This is a genomic window from Enterococcus sp. AMC1252, assembly GCF_058216515.1.
The window spans coordinates 2,861,280-2,879,288 of the sequence record NZ_CM177097.1; the positions used below are offsets into that span (position 1 = coordinate 2,861,280).

14 protein-coding genes are annotated in these 18,009 nt (G+C 33.0%); all 14 read right to left on the bottom strand.

What is annotated here, in order from left to right; translation table 11 throughout:
- Position 1: 1 nt before the first annotated feature.
- A complete protein-coding gene (locus tag AC4BB5_RS13535) occupies positions 2-742 on the bottom strand; it encodes a glycerophosphodiester phosphodiesterase (protein ID WP_490456640.1) in 741 nt (246 codons plus the stop codon).
- A 136-nt stretch (positions 743-878) separates the two neighbouring features.
- Entirely contained in the window at positions 879-1,853 is a 975-nt protein-coding gene (locus AC4BB5_RS13540; RefSeq protein ID WP_490456641.1) for an NAD-dependent epimerase/dehydratase family protein, read from the bottom strand.
- Between the two features lie 169 nt (positions 1,854-2,022).
- Entirely contained in the window at positions 2,023-2,538 is a 516-nt protein-coding gene (locus AC4BB5_RS13545; RefSeq protein ID WP_490456642.1) for a hypothetical protein, read from the bottom strand.
- Between the two features lie 15 nt (positions 2,539-2,553).
- Positions 2,554-4,950, bottom strand: a complete 2,397-nt coding sequence (locus AC4BB5_RS13550; RefSeq protein WP_490456643.1) for a C39 family peptidase — start codon at positions 4,948-4,950, stop codon at positions 2,554-2,556.
- A 187-nt stretch (positions 4,951-5,137) separates the two neighbouring features.
- Positions 5,138-6,562: a lipopolysaccharide biosynthesis protein gene (locus tag AC4BB5_RS13555; RefSeq protein WP_490456644.1), complete on the bottom strand. Its 1,425-nt coding sequence runs from the start codon at positions 6,560-6,562 to the stop codon at positions 5,138-5,140.
- 98 nt (positions 6,563-6,660) lie between these two features.
- Positions 6,661-7,575: a WaaS/CpsH family glycosyltransferase gene (locus tag AC4BB5_RS13560; RefSeq protein WP_490456645.1), complete on the bottom strand. Its 915-nt coding sequence runs from the start codon at positions 7,573-7,575 to the stop codon at positions 6,661-6,663.
- Positions 7,576-7,598: 23 nt separating this feature from the next.
- Positions 7,599-8,423, bottom strand: coding sequence for a LicD family protein (locus AC4BB5_RS13565; RefSeq protein ID WP_490456646.1), 825 nt, complete (start codon positions 8,421-8,423; stop codon positions 7,599-7,601).
- Entirely contained in the window at positions 8,404-9,789 is a 1,386-nt protein-coding gene (locus tag AC4BB5_RS13570; RefSeq protein WP_490456647.1) for an O-antigen ligase family protein, read from the bottom strand. The genes AC4BB5_RS13565 and AC4BB5_RS13570 overlap by 20 nt, the downstream gene beginning before the upstream one ends.
- A gap of 15 nt (positions 9,790-9,804) precedes the next feature.
- Positions 9,805-10,785, bottom strand: a complete 981-nt coding sequence (locus AC4BB5_RS13575) for a glycosyltransferase family 2 protein (RefSeq protein WP_490456648.1) — start codon at positions 10,783-10,785, stop codon at positions 9,805-9,807.
- Between the two features lie 5 nt (positions 10,786-10,790).
- Positions 10,791-11,843 (bottom strand): NAD-dependent epimerase/dehydratase family protein, encoded by a 1,053-nt coding sequence (locus AC4BB5_RS13580; RefSeq protein ID WP_490456649.1) that lies wholly within the window; start codon positions 11,841-11,843, stop codon positions 10,791-10,793.
- An 11-nt stretch (positions 11,844-11,854) separates the two neighbouring features.
- The gene (locus AC4BB5_RS13585; RefSeq protein ID WP_490456650.1) at positions 11,855-12,559 is read right to left on the bottom strand and encodes an IspD/TarI family cytidylyltransferase; all 705 of its coding nucleotides are present in this window, start codon (positions 12,557-12,559) and stop codon (positions 11,855-11,857) included.
- Positions 12,560-13,444: a LicD family protein gene (locus AC4BB5_RS13590; protein WP_490456651.1), complete on the bottom strand. Its 885-nt coding sequence runs from the start codon at positions 13,442-13,444 to the stop codon at positions 12,560-12,562.
- A gap of 295 nt (positions 13,445-13,739) precedes the next feature.
- Positions 13,740-14,984: an ArnT family glycosyltransferase gene (locus tag AC4BB5_RS13595; RefSeq protein ID WP_490456652.1), complete on the bottom strand. Its 1,245-nt coding sequence runs from the start codon at positions 14,982-14,984 to the stop codon at positions 13,740-13,742.
- Between the two features lie 548 nt (positions 14,985-15,532).
- Positions 15,533-17,788 (bottom strand): GW domain-containing glycosaminoglycan-binding protein, encoded by a 2,256-nt coding sequence (locus AC4BB5_RS13600; protein ID WP_490456653.1) that lies wholly within the window; start codon positions 17,786-17,788, stop codon positions 15,533-15,535.
- Positions 17,789-18,009 lie beyond the last annotated feature (221 nt).

The following is an 18,009-nucleotide window of genomic DNA, read 5'->3' on the forward strand; positions in this document are numbered from 1 at the left end:
TTCATCCTTTATTTTGTATCAATTCACGTACTTTTATTGCTAATTCAGGAAAATCCGTATGAATTCCTGCTAGCTGGTGAACAAAGCAAAGTTTCATTTTTTCTTCCTCGTTAACAGTCCAAGGTCGAATTGCTTTGGGAAAATCTGTTAAATCATCCACATGTTTAACTACCCACTCAATGTTAGGATGAATTCCTTCAATAAACTCTGATTGAAGTGCTCGTTTTTCATCTTTATTTGAGATAGAAAATATTGATGCAATTTTTTGATGTTTTTCTAATTCCCGAATTTTTTCCAAAGTTTTGAAGTAAAAACTTGAATACATATATTCAAAGGGCCAGTGTTGAGATTTCAGGAGCTGGACAATTATCTGTTCAATCCCTTCATAATGTATCTTATCTGTTTTGATCTCAATATTCAATAGACCACAAAATTTCTCTTTTTTAAGTAACATCAACACTTCGTTTAATGTAGGAACTTCTTGAAACATTGGATTTTTTTTAAACCAATTACCGGCATCTAACTGTTTTAATTCTGCTAGTGTTAACTGACCAACTTCTCCATGTCCATTTGTGGTACGATCAATCGTTTCATCATGAATCACAATCAGTTGGTTATCTTTTGATAACTGAACATCCAGCTCAATTCCATCAGATCCAACACGAACAGCTTCTTTAAAAGCTGCTAAAGTATTTTCCGGATGGGTTCCTTTGCTCCCACGGTGGGCGATTATTTTTGTCACAGTTCTCCCTCCAATCGAAATCATTGTATCATTCATAAGATACAGTATCAAACAATTAAAAAGATCCTATTATTCAAAAAAAACAGACGAGAATCGCTCATCCCGCCTGTTTCGTTATTCTATTTGGAATATATGCTTAGTTTCCTATATCTTCTCCATCAATGCTAGCAAGTTCGTAAGAAACATACTTTTCCAGTCCTGCTTTAATATTGTAGTTAGGCTTATACCCTAAAGCTTTTACCTTAGAAATGTCTGCAAGCGAATGCTTGATATCTCCAGAACGTTCTTCTTCATAACGAATCGGTAAAGCAACTTCTAACAAACCATCTACAGTAGAAACTAATTTATTTAGGTCAATCGCTTCACCCGTACCAATATTATACACTTCTCCTAATGAATTTTGTGACTCTACAATAAGATTTAGTGCTTGTATGACATCTTCGATGAACACAAAATCTCTCGACTGAGTCCCATCACCAAACATAGTAAAAGTTGCCTCTTCTTTATTCAATACCTTTTTATAACGATCCATCATAATAGATATCACACCAGAATATGGAGATTCTGGATTTTGTTTTGGACCATACACATTAAAGAAGCGAACAGCACTTGTTGGAATATCATACAAATGATAATAATCAACCACATATTTTTCTGCAGCAAATTTATCAATTGCATACGGTGTTAATGGTCGGATAACTGATTCTTCTTGTTTAGGTAAAGTTGGTTCATCTCCATATACTGCAGCAGACGAAGCAAATAACAAACGTTTCAAACCAAATTGGTTATTTCTAACTAATTCTAACAATTGAAAAACACTATCAAAATTTATCTGATGCGTCTCCAATGGCCGTTCCACAGAGTCAGCTACACTTGCAATTGCAGCTAAATGAAAAATGTAGTCAAACTGCGTTTGTGTTAACACTTCTTTCATCAACTCACTGTCTGTAACGCTACCTTCTATAAAGTAAAGATTGGCAGACGGTTCCAAATTGCTCTTGCTTCCCATTGATAAATCATCAATGACGGTAACTTTATGGTTCTTACTATAAAAATTGGCTAAGGTAGAGCCGATAAACCCTGCACCACCGGTAATTAATATATTATTCATATAGTTGTAACTCCTAGTTTTTAGATAGAATAAAAAAATAACATTCTTAACTTCTTTAGTTTATCATGGATATTCAAAGAGGTCTACTTTAATTAAAAAACTAGTTGCCCTTAGGGACAACTAGTTAGTTACTCAATTGCTTAATCAGTCAATAGAATTGAATTCAACATCATTTTTCTTTTACAACGTCTACTACTGATTTTTTTTCTTTCTTCGCTTGTTTTATCAAATCAACGATCTCATTGGTATGCATCTTATTAGGATCGATTTTAGCAGCTTTTAATTCCTCACGAGCTTTGTCTATTTCAGCTTCATCAATCATTTTATTAGGTTGATCTTTTAAATAATCAGAAATAGATTGTCCGTTTTTCTTTATTTCAGACTGCATTACTTGAATTTCTTGATCTGTAAATAATGTGCTGTCAAAACCTGCCTGTTCAATCTCTTCTCTATATTTTTTTATTTCTTCAATGCTAAGAGTCACTTCTTCGTAGCTATAAGATACTTCCGTTTCACTAGAATAATTTATAACTTTCGACTTATCAAAAATGTCTGTACTTTGAGATGAACTTGTCTCTATATCTTGATTTTTCGTACTTTTTTTATCATTCATTCTAACAAAGAAAACAACAGCTATTACCAAAATGATGAGACAAAATAAAAACAAAAGTTTCTTATTTTTCATTGTTAATCCTCTATTCTATTTATCGATTGAAACAGCCATTTTATTTGGACTATAAGAAAGTGCTACAGTTCCTTCGCTAACCCACATCGTTCCATAAATTGGATCTGTCACATGGAAACTATTCCCATCAAATCCAGTTACTAACCAGACATGTAAATTTGCAACTTTCCAAGATCCATAGTAAGTGCCATCAATGATAGGCGGCGCTAAATAAGGATATGTTCCCCATACTACTATAGGATTTCCTTTCATCAATTCCTCTTTAAATTGATTTGTGTCAACACCACTGATGTCCCTTGAGTTAGGCGCATATCTTTTTGCATACGGTGTAAATGCTCTTGGATAAATTGTATGGAATCCACCTATATCCGTTGGACTCCCATTGAATCCTTCATGCGGATTTCCCCAAGAAGGAACTTTTGGAACTGCATTTGTCACTTGGTGAACATTTTGTCCATGCGTAGCTCCTAGATACTCTAAAGCCATGTATAAAGAAAACTCTTCACAGCCGTTTGGATAACCCATACTCATTTGATTGTAATATGGAACATCCATAAATGTTTTTTGTGCTTTATTAGTTGCTGCTACAATATTTTTACCACCAGTAACATATCCATAAGGCGTTTCTAGGATTGGATAACCATTTTTGTCTAATACTCTTCGCTTAACATTGATTACTGTTCCAACAGATATATCATTGCCTCTTTGTAACGATCGATTCGTATAATAGTGATTCGTTTTCAATTCTATTCTTTTCGGAGCATCCATGTAATAGCTACCAATTCCAGGAGGTGCTTTTTTGTAATTATTTGAAATTGCCGGTCCTTTAGACATTTTTTTGACTACGATTATATCAAAGGCTTCCATTCGAAAGCGATAGCCGGAGGTTCCACTAATACCTGCATTTTTATTCCAACCTAGCCAGCCAAAATATTCTGAATGTGTTCTATAGTATACATCAAAATGCTTAGCCATCTCTCCTGTTAAACGAACATCATATGCTTCAATTCGCTTTGATCTTCCAGTCGTTCCACTTAACTGATTATTAGAAACATAATTTTGCCAGCCGATATCTTGCACATGACTTCTGTATTCGATGCCGCCTGTAACAGGCGCATTCTCAATTCTGATTTTCATGGCTTCTACTCTTTTGCTTTGCCCCATTGATCCATTTGTTTGACCATTCTTACTGGGCGCTTGCCAACCTTTATCTTGTACATGGCTTTGATATATAATATCGGGTTGTTTGAACTGTACAAAGTATCTTTTTTTAGCTCCTGGTACCACTGCATTTTTTTTAACTAATTTGATTTCTACTGATTCTAACTGATAGCTAAAACCTGCAGTCCCTGCATTTTGACCGTTGCTTGCCCAATCCAACCAACCAAAATTTTTAGCATGAACACGATAATAAACATCAAAATGCTTGGACAGTTCACCAGTCAAACGAATGCTTAATGCTTCCATTCGTTTAGATTGCTTCATCGTTCCAGTCATTGCATTATTCGATACGTAGTTTTGCCAACCAATATCTTGCACATGACTTCTGTATTCGATGCCGCCCGACACTGGTAAATTATTAACTGCGATTTTCATCGCTTCCATTCGTTTAGATTTACCGACTGTGCCACTAGTTTGTCCATTTGATTTTGCAGCTTGCCAGCCGATATCTTGAATGTGACTTTGGTAATTTACATTAGGCTTTTTATATTGTACTGATGGACGCTTCGTTGCTCCTGGTACTGGTTGATCTTTTTCTTTTAATTGAATTTGAACGCCTTCAATCTGATAAGAAAAAGCCATTGTCCCAGCAACTTGTCCATTTGCTGCCCAATCTAACCAGCCAAAATTCTGAACTTTAACTCGATAATAAATGTCATATTTAGATTTTACGACATCTGTTAATTGAATTTGAATTGCTTCTAATCGCTTACCTGAAACACCACTGATTTCATTGGCGTTAACATAGTTTTGCCAGCCAACATCTGCCACATGTGCACGGTATTGAATAGCATTTACTTCAGGATCTAATCCGTCGATTGCAATTTTTATTGCTTCTATTCTGTTGTTTGGAAACGAACTACCATCGCCGTTTTCTTGCCCTACTTGCCAACCTAATTTTTCATTATAGATTGAGTAGTTTAGTTTTGGCTGCTCAGTCTGAGTTTCTGTTGTTTGTGTTGTTTCCCTTTTTTCAGCGCTTTCATTTTCTGTAGTACTTTCACTTGTTTGAGTTCCTTGTGTTTCAGATGACCCAGTACTTTCTAACTCTTGACTAGTACTTTGTTCAGCAGTTTGACTTTCAACGATGCTTTGAGATTCGCTCCCTTTCTCTTCTGACAAAGCTACTGATGGCACAACCATGAAGCTTGCCATAATACCAACCAATAAATAACCAAATTTCTTTTTCAAATTTTCCACCCCTTATTGTTCAATAGTTTAATTGTAGCAAAGTTGTTTCTCCTTGTCCACGTAACAAAAACAGTCATTTCGGCAACTATTTTAATCAAAAAAATAAACATAGACACAAAACCAAAAATTAGTTTTATTCTCTATGTTTATTAAATATAGCTGAGCACTTTTTAGTATAAAATTATCGCTAATTTCCTTTTAGTAATCCTCGAAACTCATTGAAACTTCTCACTATTTTTTTCTGATTGAGTAAAAGATAAGCAGCATAACATACAGCATAAACACCGGTACTAATAAAGCTGCCTCCAAAAAATAAATTACTTAATATAAATAAAATCGTTAAGATCGTTTCAAAAATCATCGTTTTTTCAATATGAATATTCATTGATCTACATAAGAAAAATTCTGCTAAATTGCAGCGGAAAGCTAAACTTAACAAAATAAGTCCAACCGCCCAAGTTAAGTTCCCTAATCCGAAAATAATGAAGATTGATAAAATCAAAGATAAAGATAACGTCATTACGTTGACAAATAGAATCGTTTTTTCTTTTCGTAATGTTTTTAAATACGTATTGATCAATAAGGACATTCTGCCTTCATAAATGATGATTGGAAACAATATTCCCATAAACTTCAGACTTTCTGCATAATCAGGAAGCCATAACGAAAGGACATATTTAGCTGGAACATAAAATAACAGAATCGCATAAGTGATCGGTACAAACAAGTCTCTTAATGTTACAAATAAAGCAGGTAATTTTTTTTGATTTGTTCTTCTCAATAGTGGAAACATAACGACTCCCACAGCATTGACAAAAGTCAAAAACATATTGGAGATACTTAAAGTAAATGACAGCTTACCAAAGGTTTCAATCGTCCATTTTCTTTCTACAAAGAAACGAATCGTTCCAATAATAAGCATACTTGCTACACTACTAAGCATCAATTTACTACCAATATTGATATTATCCAATATTTCAGGCAATACTTTCTTTAAACTCACTAATCTCAAGTTCAACATATCTTTGATTCGATACATCCCCCAAAGGGTTAGGATCAATCTAGAAAGAATATCCATAACAATCAGCCAGAAAAAATTACGTCCACCTAAAAGAAAATAGCCCCCAATCAACATTACGTATAGATAGCGGTCACTCCTAGATAATTGCGCATACTCTTTAATGCGATTTGTAGATTGGAAAATGTATAAAATAAAGGTCTTAGCTATGGTCACTAATGAAACAACTGCAGTAAGTAATAAGATCATCGTTTTATTTCCTGGTGGCATGAAAAATAGTGCCCAGATAATCACTAGAGATGAAACAAGACACTCAAAAATCCCTAAGTACCAAAATTGAGAGCCTAGATTTTTCTTATCTAAATCATCATATTCTTCTCCACCAATTTTTAAATAAATACCATCAATCCAACCTAGATGAAAGAAACCAACATAAGAAGAATAGAATACGTACAACTGCCAGTAACCATACTCAGCTACTCCGAGTAACTTGGGTACAAATAGATTTAAAAGAATTGAGATGCCTAACGTAGCAAAATTAGCCGCAACTGTATAGTATAAATTTTTTATGACCGATTTAGCTTTTCCATTCATGATAGGTTCCTCTTATTTCATCATTTATTTTAAATTGTTTTTTAACAAAAAAATTGTTAGATTTCCTCTAACTAACTTGTTCACGACATACGGTTACTCTAAAAAAAATTACTAAACCAGCCTTTAAATTCATATTTTTGACGTATCGCTCGTGGGATATCCACAGTAGGCACTTTCAAGAAGTTAAGAATTTCATGTTGATTGTTTTCATTTAGGATTAGAATATTTTCAGGTCTATAAAAATCCATATTTTGAACACTGGGATTGTTTGTTATTAATTTTTTGCCTAAAAAAATTGCTTCAAGTGGTCTAAGTGATATACCATACTGGTTACTTTGAACGATATCTAAGATTGCTTTTGTATTTCCTTCATAGTTGATCAACTCACTATAAGAAAGTGCAGGTTGATATTCATAATCAGAACGAGAGTTTTTAGACGAATCTACGACATAAATCAATGGACTTAAGTTTTGACTAATAAAATACTGCTTTAACTCCATTAAAATACTCAGTCGGTTTTTATCCACACCTATGAAACAAATATCAGATTGATATTTTGCCCCTTCTTTAGTAACGATCAGCCTAGAATGATCAATAAACTGATTATTTTGTTTTAAATCATATTTCTTACAGTCACTTTCATCAAATGACCAAATCTCGCAATTCAATCCTTTAAAAAATTGTACGGGAGTATCTTTAGACACAGGGTTACTATACCAGACAATAATACGAACCGTTGGAAAATTCCGATTCAAGTACTTGATCACAGGACGTGAGAAAAAATGAGAGTTTAATAGAACAAAGTCTATTTCTTTCATTTTATTCTTCCAATCACCGTAAAAGAAAGAAGCCAATTGTAGATTCATTTTTTTATCAATAATATTTAGTATTTTTACCCATATTGGACGTTTATTAAAATATTTTTCCACATGAATGCCTAATTTTTGTGCATCTTTTGAAAACAGGACTGATTTTTCGTCCAAGGTAATGATCATTGTCCGTTCATAGTTCACTATTATAAGCTCCCTTATTTAACTTATTTCCAATAAAAAGTGTACGGATGGTGGGTCACTCTTTCATTTTCTGGTGGAAGTTGCATATAATCTCCATATCGTAAAGTCAAAAACTTTTTTCGGTCTTTTATTGTACGAACTGTTTCACCAGCAAATATTATATCTTCATAATGTTCAAACCATTCAGCCGGAAAGACTCCCCATTCCTCATCAAAAAACTCAATATATCCACACAGTGACGTTTCAGCAATAGGATATTTAATCGTTTCTTTCATAAATAAATTTTTCCAATAAGTGTAATCACCTTGTTTAAGTAATTTAAGATATTTTGGGTAAAAAAGAATTCGTTTAGTATATGCCTTCCACCAAGTCCTTGAGATTGCGTACGAAGCATTTAGCGTTGCTAACATGTTATAGCGATACATTTCACATTGCTCGCCAAACTTTTCGCGTGAAAAGTCATCAACAGGAAAACCATCTATTGGAAAAATATCGACAAATACACCTAGATTAGGATCTTCACTATGATAATATTGCGTTGTTTTAACACAGGTTCTGCTATCTACTAACTTTGCATAAGTATAACGATAATTTTCCGTTGTCTCTAAACTCAATAATAAGTACTTTGTTTCTTTTGATAAAATGCTGATTAAACGATCATAATTTGGTCGAGTCAATACAATATCTAAATCATCATCCCAAGGAATATAACCTTGATGTCGTTCAGCACCAATTAAGCTACCATAAAAAACTGAATATTCGATATTATTTTTCCGGCAAATATCATCAATATATACTAGTATCTTCGTACTAACTTCTTGTATTTCTTCAATCGTTAATATTTTCATCATTCTCTCCAACCAAATTTTTCTTTTCTATTGCAACAGAGACAGCTCCTAAATAAAGCCAAAATAAAAATGTACCAATTTTATTAACTAAAATAAGTTCTGTTAAAAATAAAGCAGATACTAATATAGTTAAGGAGACTAAAACATCTCGTAATAAAAAATTATCAAAAATTGCTACTTTATTTGAAAACAATGCTTTTACAGCTAAGAAAATCTTATTGACTAAAAATAATACCATTGGGATTGTCCCAGCCAAACCTGTAGTTGCTAATAAATAAAACAAAAAATTATGCGAGGTTTGTCGTTTAATGGCAATCAGTGTATCAGGTAACACATTTTGCGCATATGTAACTAAATTTCTTGGTGATGTTCCAAACCACATACTAGTTTTAAATATATCATAAGAACTTTCCCATAAACCAAAGCGATTATTGGATATATCTGATTTGTTTTCCACATCTGGACGATCTAGTGAAACATCAGGAGTGCCTCTTGCTTTTAATTCTCTAACTAAATCCAATGTATAAAGCATTCCTTTTTCAATAAGCAAGGTAGCTAGATAAATACCAAGTACAAATAGAACACCAGATAATGCAGAATAGATCAAACGTATAAAAAGATTTGTTTTATCAAATCTTTTATAAGCTATGAAAAATACACCTACAAAAGTAACAATGAAAAGCTCAACATACGCAGTTCTTGAACCAGATAACACAATGTAAATCCATTGTAAGGCAATATTTATAATTAACAATATTGCCCATTTTCTTGCGACTTTTCTATATAATAAACTAATGGACAAAACAATGGTCACTACTGAGATAGTTGCTGCAAAGTTTGGATCTGCAAATAACCCGTATAATCGATTTTCAAAAAAACCTACACGTAGTCCATTGTATATTTTATCCAAAGGAGCAGAATAAGTATATTGCATGAAAAACATTCCTATACCTATAACAACTAATAAAAACCACGCAACTAACAAAATCGTTTCTAATAAGGCAAATGTTTTTCTATTTCTCTCTTTCCCAATTTGGTAAATTACTAGAAGATATATAGCCTGCCAAATCAAAAGCTTCATGTTTGCAACAAGATAGGTCTGATAATGTAGTAATGTAGATAAAAAAATCATTACTAAAAAAAAGATTAGTAAGGGATCAAAATAGGTAAATTGCCTCTTCTTAATGCTAAAGAATAATTGATTTGCTAAATATAAAACCGCCCAAACCGACAATATTCCAAAAATCAAACTATCCAAGATACTTGGTAATAAACTATAGATATTGATAGTTCTTAATATCAACATAACTTCAAATATCACTAAAAAAGGTAATTTTGTTATTTCAAAAAATTTATTTAACCCCATGCTTTTACTCCTAAACTATTCATTTTTTATTTTCCTATGATTTTCTTCTAAAACAGATATTTTTCTATATAAAGGAACTGAAAATTTTAATGCAAGCGCAGAAATTTTTCTGTTTCTCGTAAAGTATATGTTTTTCATTACAAAGCTAAAGTTCTCACGTAAAAATTTTACAATCTTTTCTTGTATCTTTTTGTCTTCATACTCTACTTGACTCTTCATTAGTTTGTCTAAAACTGTAAAATAAGCCCAACAAACACGGGTGTGTGCAACATAAGCAAGATCAGGATATTTTTTCAAAATGTGTGTTTCGTTATCTTCCCAAGCTTTGATTGTATCTAAATCCTTTTTAGAATAATGATTGCTAGAGATACTATTCGCTCGATGATAGTAATAATATTTTTGTCGAGTATCAATAACTATTTTTTTTGTCTTTTCAAGTACATTTAAAATTATAGCTGCATCCTCTGTAATCATTCCGACTGGGTAACGAACTTCCTCAAATATTTCTCGTTTATATAATTTGTTATAGGCGTTTACAGAAACTAATTTCCCCTCCAATATTATTTTCATAGCCCCAAGCATATCTGTAACAATGTATTTTTGTTCTTTTATAACAGGAGTTTTACCTGCATAAAGATCAAAAATCCCAACAATTGATAAGTCTGCCTCTTCTTTTTGTATGTTGTCATAAAGCAACTCGTACATATCATTTTCGATATAATCATCGCTATCAACAAAACCAATAAAACGCCCCTTGGCAACATCCAATCCAGCATTTCTAGCTGCACTTAATCCACCATTTTCTTTATGAATAACAATTACTCTTTCATCTTCAGTTGCATAGACATCGCACATTGCTCCACAATTATCTGGAGATCCATCATCTACAAGAATTAGTTCAAAATCTTTAAAGGTCTGATTTAAGATAGATTTCACACATTTATCTAAGTACTTTTCAACACCATACACTGGCACTATAATACTTATTTTAGGCACTAGTTTCACCTCTCAGTTTTCATAATTTTAATGACTTGTTTCAAACCTTCTTCTAAGGAATAAAGAGGTTTCCAACCTAATTTTTCTATTTTTTCCGTACTTAAGATCGCTTGGGTAGCTTTAGAGTAACCTATAGCTTCACTTTGATCTGGATTCTCAAAAATCACTTTTGTTCCAACAATATTAGCTAACTTATAAGCAAATTCTTTTAATGTCAAATCAAATTGACTGTTTGCTATATTATATGCCTCACCTTTTTTACCATTGATCAACAAATAGAATAAACCAAAAACTGCATCAGCCATATAACAATATGAATAATACTGTGTTCCTTCACTCTTTAATATGATGTTTTCATTATTGACAGCATTCATTATAAACTGAGAAGACGCCTTTGAATCATTTTTTAACATTGTAGGTCCAAAAACTCGAGAAAGTCTAGGAATCACGATATCTAGGTCATATTGTTTTATATATGCTTGGCAAAGAGCTTCACTTGCGCGCTTCCCTTCTGGATAGCCTGCTCTTAAAGTATTACAATCAATATATCCACAATAGCTCTCATCGAATTTTTCAACATCGCCTCTATTCTCTCCATATACTTCAACTGTTGACAGAAAGAGAACACGCTCAACTTTATTTTCTACAGCATAATTAAGAACTTGCTCAGTACCTTTAATGCTAGTCATTATTGTATTGATTGGATCACTTGCATAAGCTCTTGGATGTGTATTACTTGCCCCATGTATAATAAAATCATATTTTATAGCAGAAGATATAGGGGCTAGCACATTGCCTAAGACTAAATGAAAATTAAGATCTGATTGATACTTAATAAATCTTGATTCTAACTTATCTTTATCTCTCCCCATTGCATAAACAGAAAGATTAAGACTATATTTTACATTTAAAGTCATTAGACAGTCTACAAAAAAGGTCCCTATCATGCCCGAGGCACCAATTATCAATATAGATTTATTTTTTAGTTTCTCCCAGTCCAACTTTTCTTGAGCAACTTTTTCAATATCTCTTTGATAGTCCAGATTATTCAGAAACATTTTAAATTCTCCTATTCTTCCTTCATTCGAAGATAGCCTTTAAATAGTTGAAGATCATCTTGTGTAGTCAACTTGATATTTTTATCCGATCCCACAGCAAAATAAAGCGTCTCTCCTAAATCTACCATCATAGTATTTGTATATGATGATTCTGAAATACCGATTCCTTCTTTAAAGGCTTTCTCATAAGCCCAGACAAGCTTGTCGAATTGGTACGCCTGTGGTGTAGACACTCTTCTCAATGTTTCTCTATTAATGTATTGTTTTGTTGTTTCTTCTGTTTCTTTGACAAAAATTTGTTCATTATACGGCAACGAAGTCACAGCATTACCAAATTCTTTACATTTTACGATGACATCTGATAACACGATTTCATCCACCAATGGCCGAATACCATCATGGATAACAACAGTATCTTCTTCTGTCGAATGAGCTTTCAGAAAGTCAACACCATTTCTAATTGACTCTTGTCCGCTATTACCACCTTCAATGATCCAAGCTAATTTGTCAATATGGTACTCCTTTGCATAGGCCTGTAGTGTATCTTCCCAACCCTTTTTGCAGACAACTAAAATTCTATCGATCATAGGGTGCTTTTGGAAAGACTCCAAAGTATAAATAATAATTGGTTTATCTTCCACCATAATGAATTGTTTTGGGATGTCTTGTCCCATTCTTTTGCCAACTCCGCCGGCAATAATAAGTGCTGTAATCATTTATTTTTCCTCCTTCAAACTTTCCACACAATAATAGGTTCCTTTGTATTCTTTATACGTATGTTCAGTGTCTATCAAGACTGCTTCATGATGAGAAACTCGATCTTTTTCATCTGGTAACTCCATATAGTTACCAAAGACTTGAGTCAAATAATGATCATACCCTACTGGTACGGGCATATATGTATCTTCAAAAGGGAGGTACTCTGCCTTTTCAAAATCTTTTTTCTTGTATATGTTTCCCATGTATCTTGGTCCAACACATAGTTCAGTCACATTTTCACAAGTATCAAAGTCATACTTAGACATTTGTTTACTCGCGAAAGACCAAATAATGAAACGACCTTTTTTGGTAGGGACTAGCTTCAATAATACTCTGCTACCTAAAGCCATTATGCCGCCATGTTTTTCTGGTACGACTTGTGAACAAAACAATGCATAAATCAGTGCCCATCCTTTTTGAATTTTTCTTTTGAACGTTGAATTTGGTGCACCGTCTAAGGGAAAAATATCAATAGGTAATCCATGTGGAATATCTAAATGTTTTTGATAGGGTTTAATAAAGGTTGTGTCATTTGCCCTAATCGTTGTAAAAGAATTATGGTCAATAAAGGTCTCGGAGGGTTTCAGTATCGAATATTTTTCTAAATCCGCATGTTCTGTCCATAAATCATAAAGTTTTTCATACTGTTTACGTGGCATAAAAAAATCCAAGTCATCATCCCATGGTATGAATCCTTCATTTCTAACAGTACCTATACATCCACCACCACAAAAATAACAAAGTAATTGATATTTTTCACAAAAGCTAACAAAGTATTTGGCCATTTCTAAATTGATTTTTTGAATCTTTTTAATCTGCTCTGTATTTTCTATATCATTCATGGTTTACTACTAAACTCCTCAAAACACTTAATTTTTTCAAAAATACACCTTTTCCATTCTCTCATATCTAATAAAAACTTTCAATAACTTGCCTAATATCTTAATCTAACTGTAAAACACAGACCGAGCCGGTTGGATTTATTTGCTAGAAATATCCCCTTATCTCAAACAAAACGCTGAGATAAGTATCAAAATTTCTTTGATAACTACCTCAGCATTTTAACTATTAACTTTTTTATACTTGGTAGTATCTATAACTCTAACTTATCTTTAATATTATAAAGCGTCGTTCGACCTATTCAACCTTCCCTATATCCGGCTTCGATTTTTGTAACAACAAACCAATTGATAAAATAGTTGGTATAAAAATCCCCATAGCATACCGTGGGCTTGCTTCCCACATCAACAGAAACACAAAATAACCAGTTATATAAATGCTATTAAAAAATATAAAAGGATTCATACTTTTGAAAAATTTGAAGCTAGACAAAATAATCCCTAAATAAATAAGATACTGAATAACCATCATGATTGAGTAGAGAATCAAACCACTGAAATTATTTTTAAATACCCACATTTTTTCTTCATTTTTGCCCGTACCTAAAAAAATCTCAAACGAAGACTTTAAATCTCCCGAACTCCAAGTTACGGATACTTTATTATTGAGCGCCTCAATAAGTTGACCAAAGCTCATGTTACGCACTCTTTCTTTGATAACCTTCATATGTTCTTCTTGAATTTTCTTCTTTGAAATTCGTTTATCTAAAAACATATCCCAAGTAAATCGTTGATCTTCGCTAGAATATGCGCCAACACTCCATGTATACTTGTCTTTATCCGATAAATCTTTAGGAATAGGTGTATTGTTTAACCCCATCATAATGTAGTGCGTATTTGGTTGACCATAATTGTTATCTGGAAAGAGCTTTTGTGAGTCAATAAATTGACTCCATAAAAAGTTACCAAAAAATAAAAATAAAAATGGCATTAAACCGATCAATTTTCGATTTCCTTTATTATACAATACCAAAAATAAAGATAAGGCGATCACCAATATAAGCATAGTTCCCTTACTAATAAAGCCGAATACACAAAAAAAGGATGCCAGTGTAATATAGATATAGCTAAATTTATTTGTTCCTTTATCTGCCGATTTTAAATAGCCCGTGAAGAAAAACAGCGTTACTGACATAAAAAATATCGACAATATATCTGTATAAGCAACGGGAACATGTAAATTAATTTGAATAGCAAAAATAAGTATCTGAATAGAAACTAAAGAAACTAAGTTACTCAGTTTTAAATTTTTCAGCGCTAAAAAAGTTAGCAAAATAGTTACTACATGTAATAAACTAAAAATTACAATAATTGAACTATAATTAGTTCCTAAAAAAACTCTTACCGCTGAAAAAATGTACATAAGCATGAGATTTTGAGGATTAGAATACATATAATTGTATCCCCACTTCTCTCCCTGAGATAACTGATCCAGAAATTTTAGCGTAATTGCTGCATCATCAACTGGTTGCTTAAAATCCATGAATCGAAGAAACAATAATAAAGAAACAAAATAAATGACTAACTCCACTATTAGAAAAATATACGTGAAATTATTGCTCAGTTTCCATTTTTTTATCCCTTTACTAAGAAATCGTGCCATTGTAGGATACATAAGTAATGTAAAAATGAAACAAAGAATATTAATCAAAATAATACTTTTAGGCGAATGGACATTTCTAAACAAGGAAAATATTTCGCCAATTCTAGGTGAATAAATCGTCGAAAAAACAGCCCATACCATTGCAAAAATAGATGTTATCAAGAAAAACTTGTAAATATAATTCAAATACTTATTCATTCGCTACCTCTTTGTAATAATTTTTTTATATCTCTTTCATTTATGAGTCGTATCTACTCAATCACTATTGATCAGATAACGTATCTTCAAATGTACAGCATAAACCATCTCTAACAAAAGTAAATTTGCTAGAGATGGTCACTAATCGAAAATTGACTATAAATTTTTTGTAAAAAGGCAATTAAAAAAATTCTCTACCCTGTTATTCAAATTTTGAATAACAACTCTGCTTAAACACCTATGTCATATAATTCAAACCCTTTGGCATCCATCCAACCCATTACTTTACCATCTAGTTTGAATTGATACCATGTTGCTTTTGATGTTTTCGCTTCTTTTAGGATCTCTACGTCTTTTCCTGCATACGTTGGGCTGCTGCCTACTCTTGGATTATTGCCTTCAGTGTAGTAGATTTTAGTGTAAATCCCGTGGTTTTGACCCGTTGCTACTTTCCCTTTGAAACTTACTGCTTTTTCGTATTCTATTTCGTCATACTTATCAAATCCTTTGGCATCCATCCAACCCATTACTTTACCATCTAGTTTGAATTGATACCATGTTGCTTTTGATGTTTTCGCTTCTTTTAGAATCTCTACATCTTTTCCTGCATACGTTGGGCTGCTGCCTACTCTTGGATTATTGCCTTCAGTGTAGTAGATTTTAGTGTAAATCCCGTGGTTTTGACCCGTTGCTACTTTTCCTTTGAAACTCACGGCTGTTTCATATTCAATTTGATCATAGCTATCAAAACCTTTGGCATCCATCCAACCCATTACTTTACCATCTAGTTTGAATTGATACCATGTTGCTTTTGATGTTTTCGCTTCTTTTAGGATCTCTACATCTTTTCCTGCATACGTTGGGCTGCTGCCTACTCTTGGATTATTGCCTTCAGTGTAGTAGATTTTAGTGTAAATCCCGTGGTTTTGATCAGATTTTACTTTTCCTTTAAAACTCACGGCTGTTTCATACTCGATTTGATCATAAGTGTCAATCCCTTTGGCATCCATCCAACCAACTACATTACCGTCTATTGTAAATTGGTACCATGTTGCTTTCGATGTTTTCGCTTCACTGATGATCCCTACATCTTTTCCTGCATACGTTGGGCTGCTGCCTACTCTTGGATTATTGCCTTCAGTATAGTAGATTTTAGTGTAAATCCCGTGGTTTTGATCAGATTTTACTTTTCCTTTAAAATTCACGGCTGTTTCATACTCGATTTGATCATACGCATCAAACCCTTTGGCATCCATCCAACCAACTACATTACCATCTACTGTAAATTGGTACCACGTTGCTTTTGATGTTTTTGCTTCACTGATGATTTCTACATCTTTTTCTGCATAGGTTGGACTGCTGCCTATTCTGGGATTGTCTCCTTCAGTGTTGTAAATTTTATTATAAATCCCATGATTTTGACCAGATTTTACTTTCCCTTTAAAGTTCACTACTTTCTCATATTCAATAACATCATAAGAATCACCTGAAGTTAAAAATAAATTATTATACGAAACGTTCACATCAAATCTTCCGCCTATTCCAGTGTTAACGTTTGGGAATGTTACTTCAGAAGACCACTGCCACGCAGCATAATCAGTATGAAGTAGATTACTATTTAACGGATTATATGGATACTGTGCTACCCAACTATTTTGCAAACCTAAAATATTTGTATCTAATATTTTTCTATTAAACCAATCAAACATTGAATAATGTGCCACTTTATTATAACCCAGAGCATTTAATCTATTTCTAAACACTACTGAGTTGGCTGTTACATTTCCTGTCGTCATCTCAACTTGCTCAGCATCATTCACCATAACTGTATTCTTAGAAAGACCTAATGCAGCTGCTTGACTAGCAAAAAAATCTGCTTCTGCTTCTGCCATTGCGGCATTAGAAAACCAACTATAGTGATATACAGACACTGATAATCCTGCTTTTTTTGCGTTTTCAATCTGAGCTTGCGCATATGGATTCACATATGTTGTGAATTCAGTTAGTTTGACAACCACTCCTGTTACGCCATATTGTTTCATTATATTATAATCATTTACTGATATATTGCCGTTGTGTGATGAGATGTCAATAAAATTTATCGCAGGTCTATTAGATTCTGTTGCCACAAAGTAAGTATCTTCAAAAGCATACGAACGAGGTTGGATGCTTACTGCTAAATCAGATCGTTTATTCGGATCTATTTTTAAGAACTCTGAGCTTTTTTGCGCTTGTTTCCCCATAGGAGAATTATTATCCTCAGTTATTTCTATATCTTTTTCTGCATTAGATTCATCCGTTTTAGTTTGATCACTATTTTCTGTTTTTGCTGTATTTTCTGACTCAATAGTCTCATTACTAGTGATTGTTTGTTCACTTATCTGCTCGCTAGAATTTGAACCCCCCTCACTTTCCTCAGCTAATACCGTTGAGTTATAACACCCTAGAGCTGCGAATACTCCAATTAAAATAATACTTTTTTTCATCCAATTTCCCTCTCTTAATTATTTAACATTCCTATCAACTTATTTAACATTTACGTTCTGAAAATCGTATTCTTAAATTTAGTTGTATCCAATAGCTTTGTCCAATCGAATATTAGGTTCATTAAACATAGTGTAGCTAATGAAAAATCTACTTTCTTCAATGATTATTGATAGAAAGACCACAGATTTCTATATAAGCCCCTTCTATAAATCATAATACA

Excerpts from the sequence above, each read along its gene's own strand:
- AC4BB5_RS13540 (WP_490456641.1), bottom strand. The coding sequence starts at position 1,853 with ATGAATAATATATTAATTACCGGTGGTGCAGGGTTTATCGGCTCTACC.
- AC4BB5_RS13545 (WP_490456642.1), bottom strand. The coding sequence starts at position 2,538 with ATGAAAAATAAGAAACTTTTGTTTTTATTTTGTCTCATCATTTTGGTA.
- AC4BB5_RS13555 (WP_490456644.1), bottom strand. The coding sequence starts at position 6,562 with ATGAATGGAAAAGCTAAATCGGTCATAAAAAATTTATACTATACAGTT.
- AC4BB5_RS13565 (WP_490456646.1), bottom strand. The coding sequence starts at position 8,423 with ATGAAAATATTAACGATTGAAGAAATACAAGAAGTTAGTACGAAGATA.
- AC4BB5_RS13570 (WP_490456647.1), bottom strand. The coding sequence starts at position 9,789 with ATGGGGTTAAATAAATTTTTTGAAATAACAAAATTACCTTTTTTAGTG.
- AC4BB5_RS13580 (WP_490456649.1), bottom strand. The coding sequence starts at position 11,843 with ATGTTTCTGAATAATCTGGACTATCAAAGAGATATTGAAAAAGTTGCT.
- AC4BB5_RS13585 (WP_490456650.1), bottom strand. The coding sequence starts at position 12,559 with ATGATTACAGCACTTATTATTGCCGGCGGAGTTGGCAAAAGAATGGGA.
- AC4BB5_RS13590 (WP_490456651.1), bottom strand. The coding sequence starts at position 13,444 with ATGAATGATATAGAAAATACAGAGCAGATTAAAAAGATTCAAAAAATC.
- AC4BB5_RS13595 (WP_490456652.1), bottom strand. The coding sequence starts at position 14,984 with ATGGATTTTAAGCAACCAGTTGATGATGCAGCAATTACGCTAAAATTT.
- AC4BB5_RS13600 (WP_490456653.1), bottom strand. The coding sequence starts at position 17,788 with ATGAAAAAAAGTATTATTTTAATTGGAGTATTCGCAGCTCTAGGGTGT.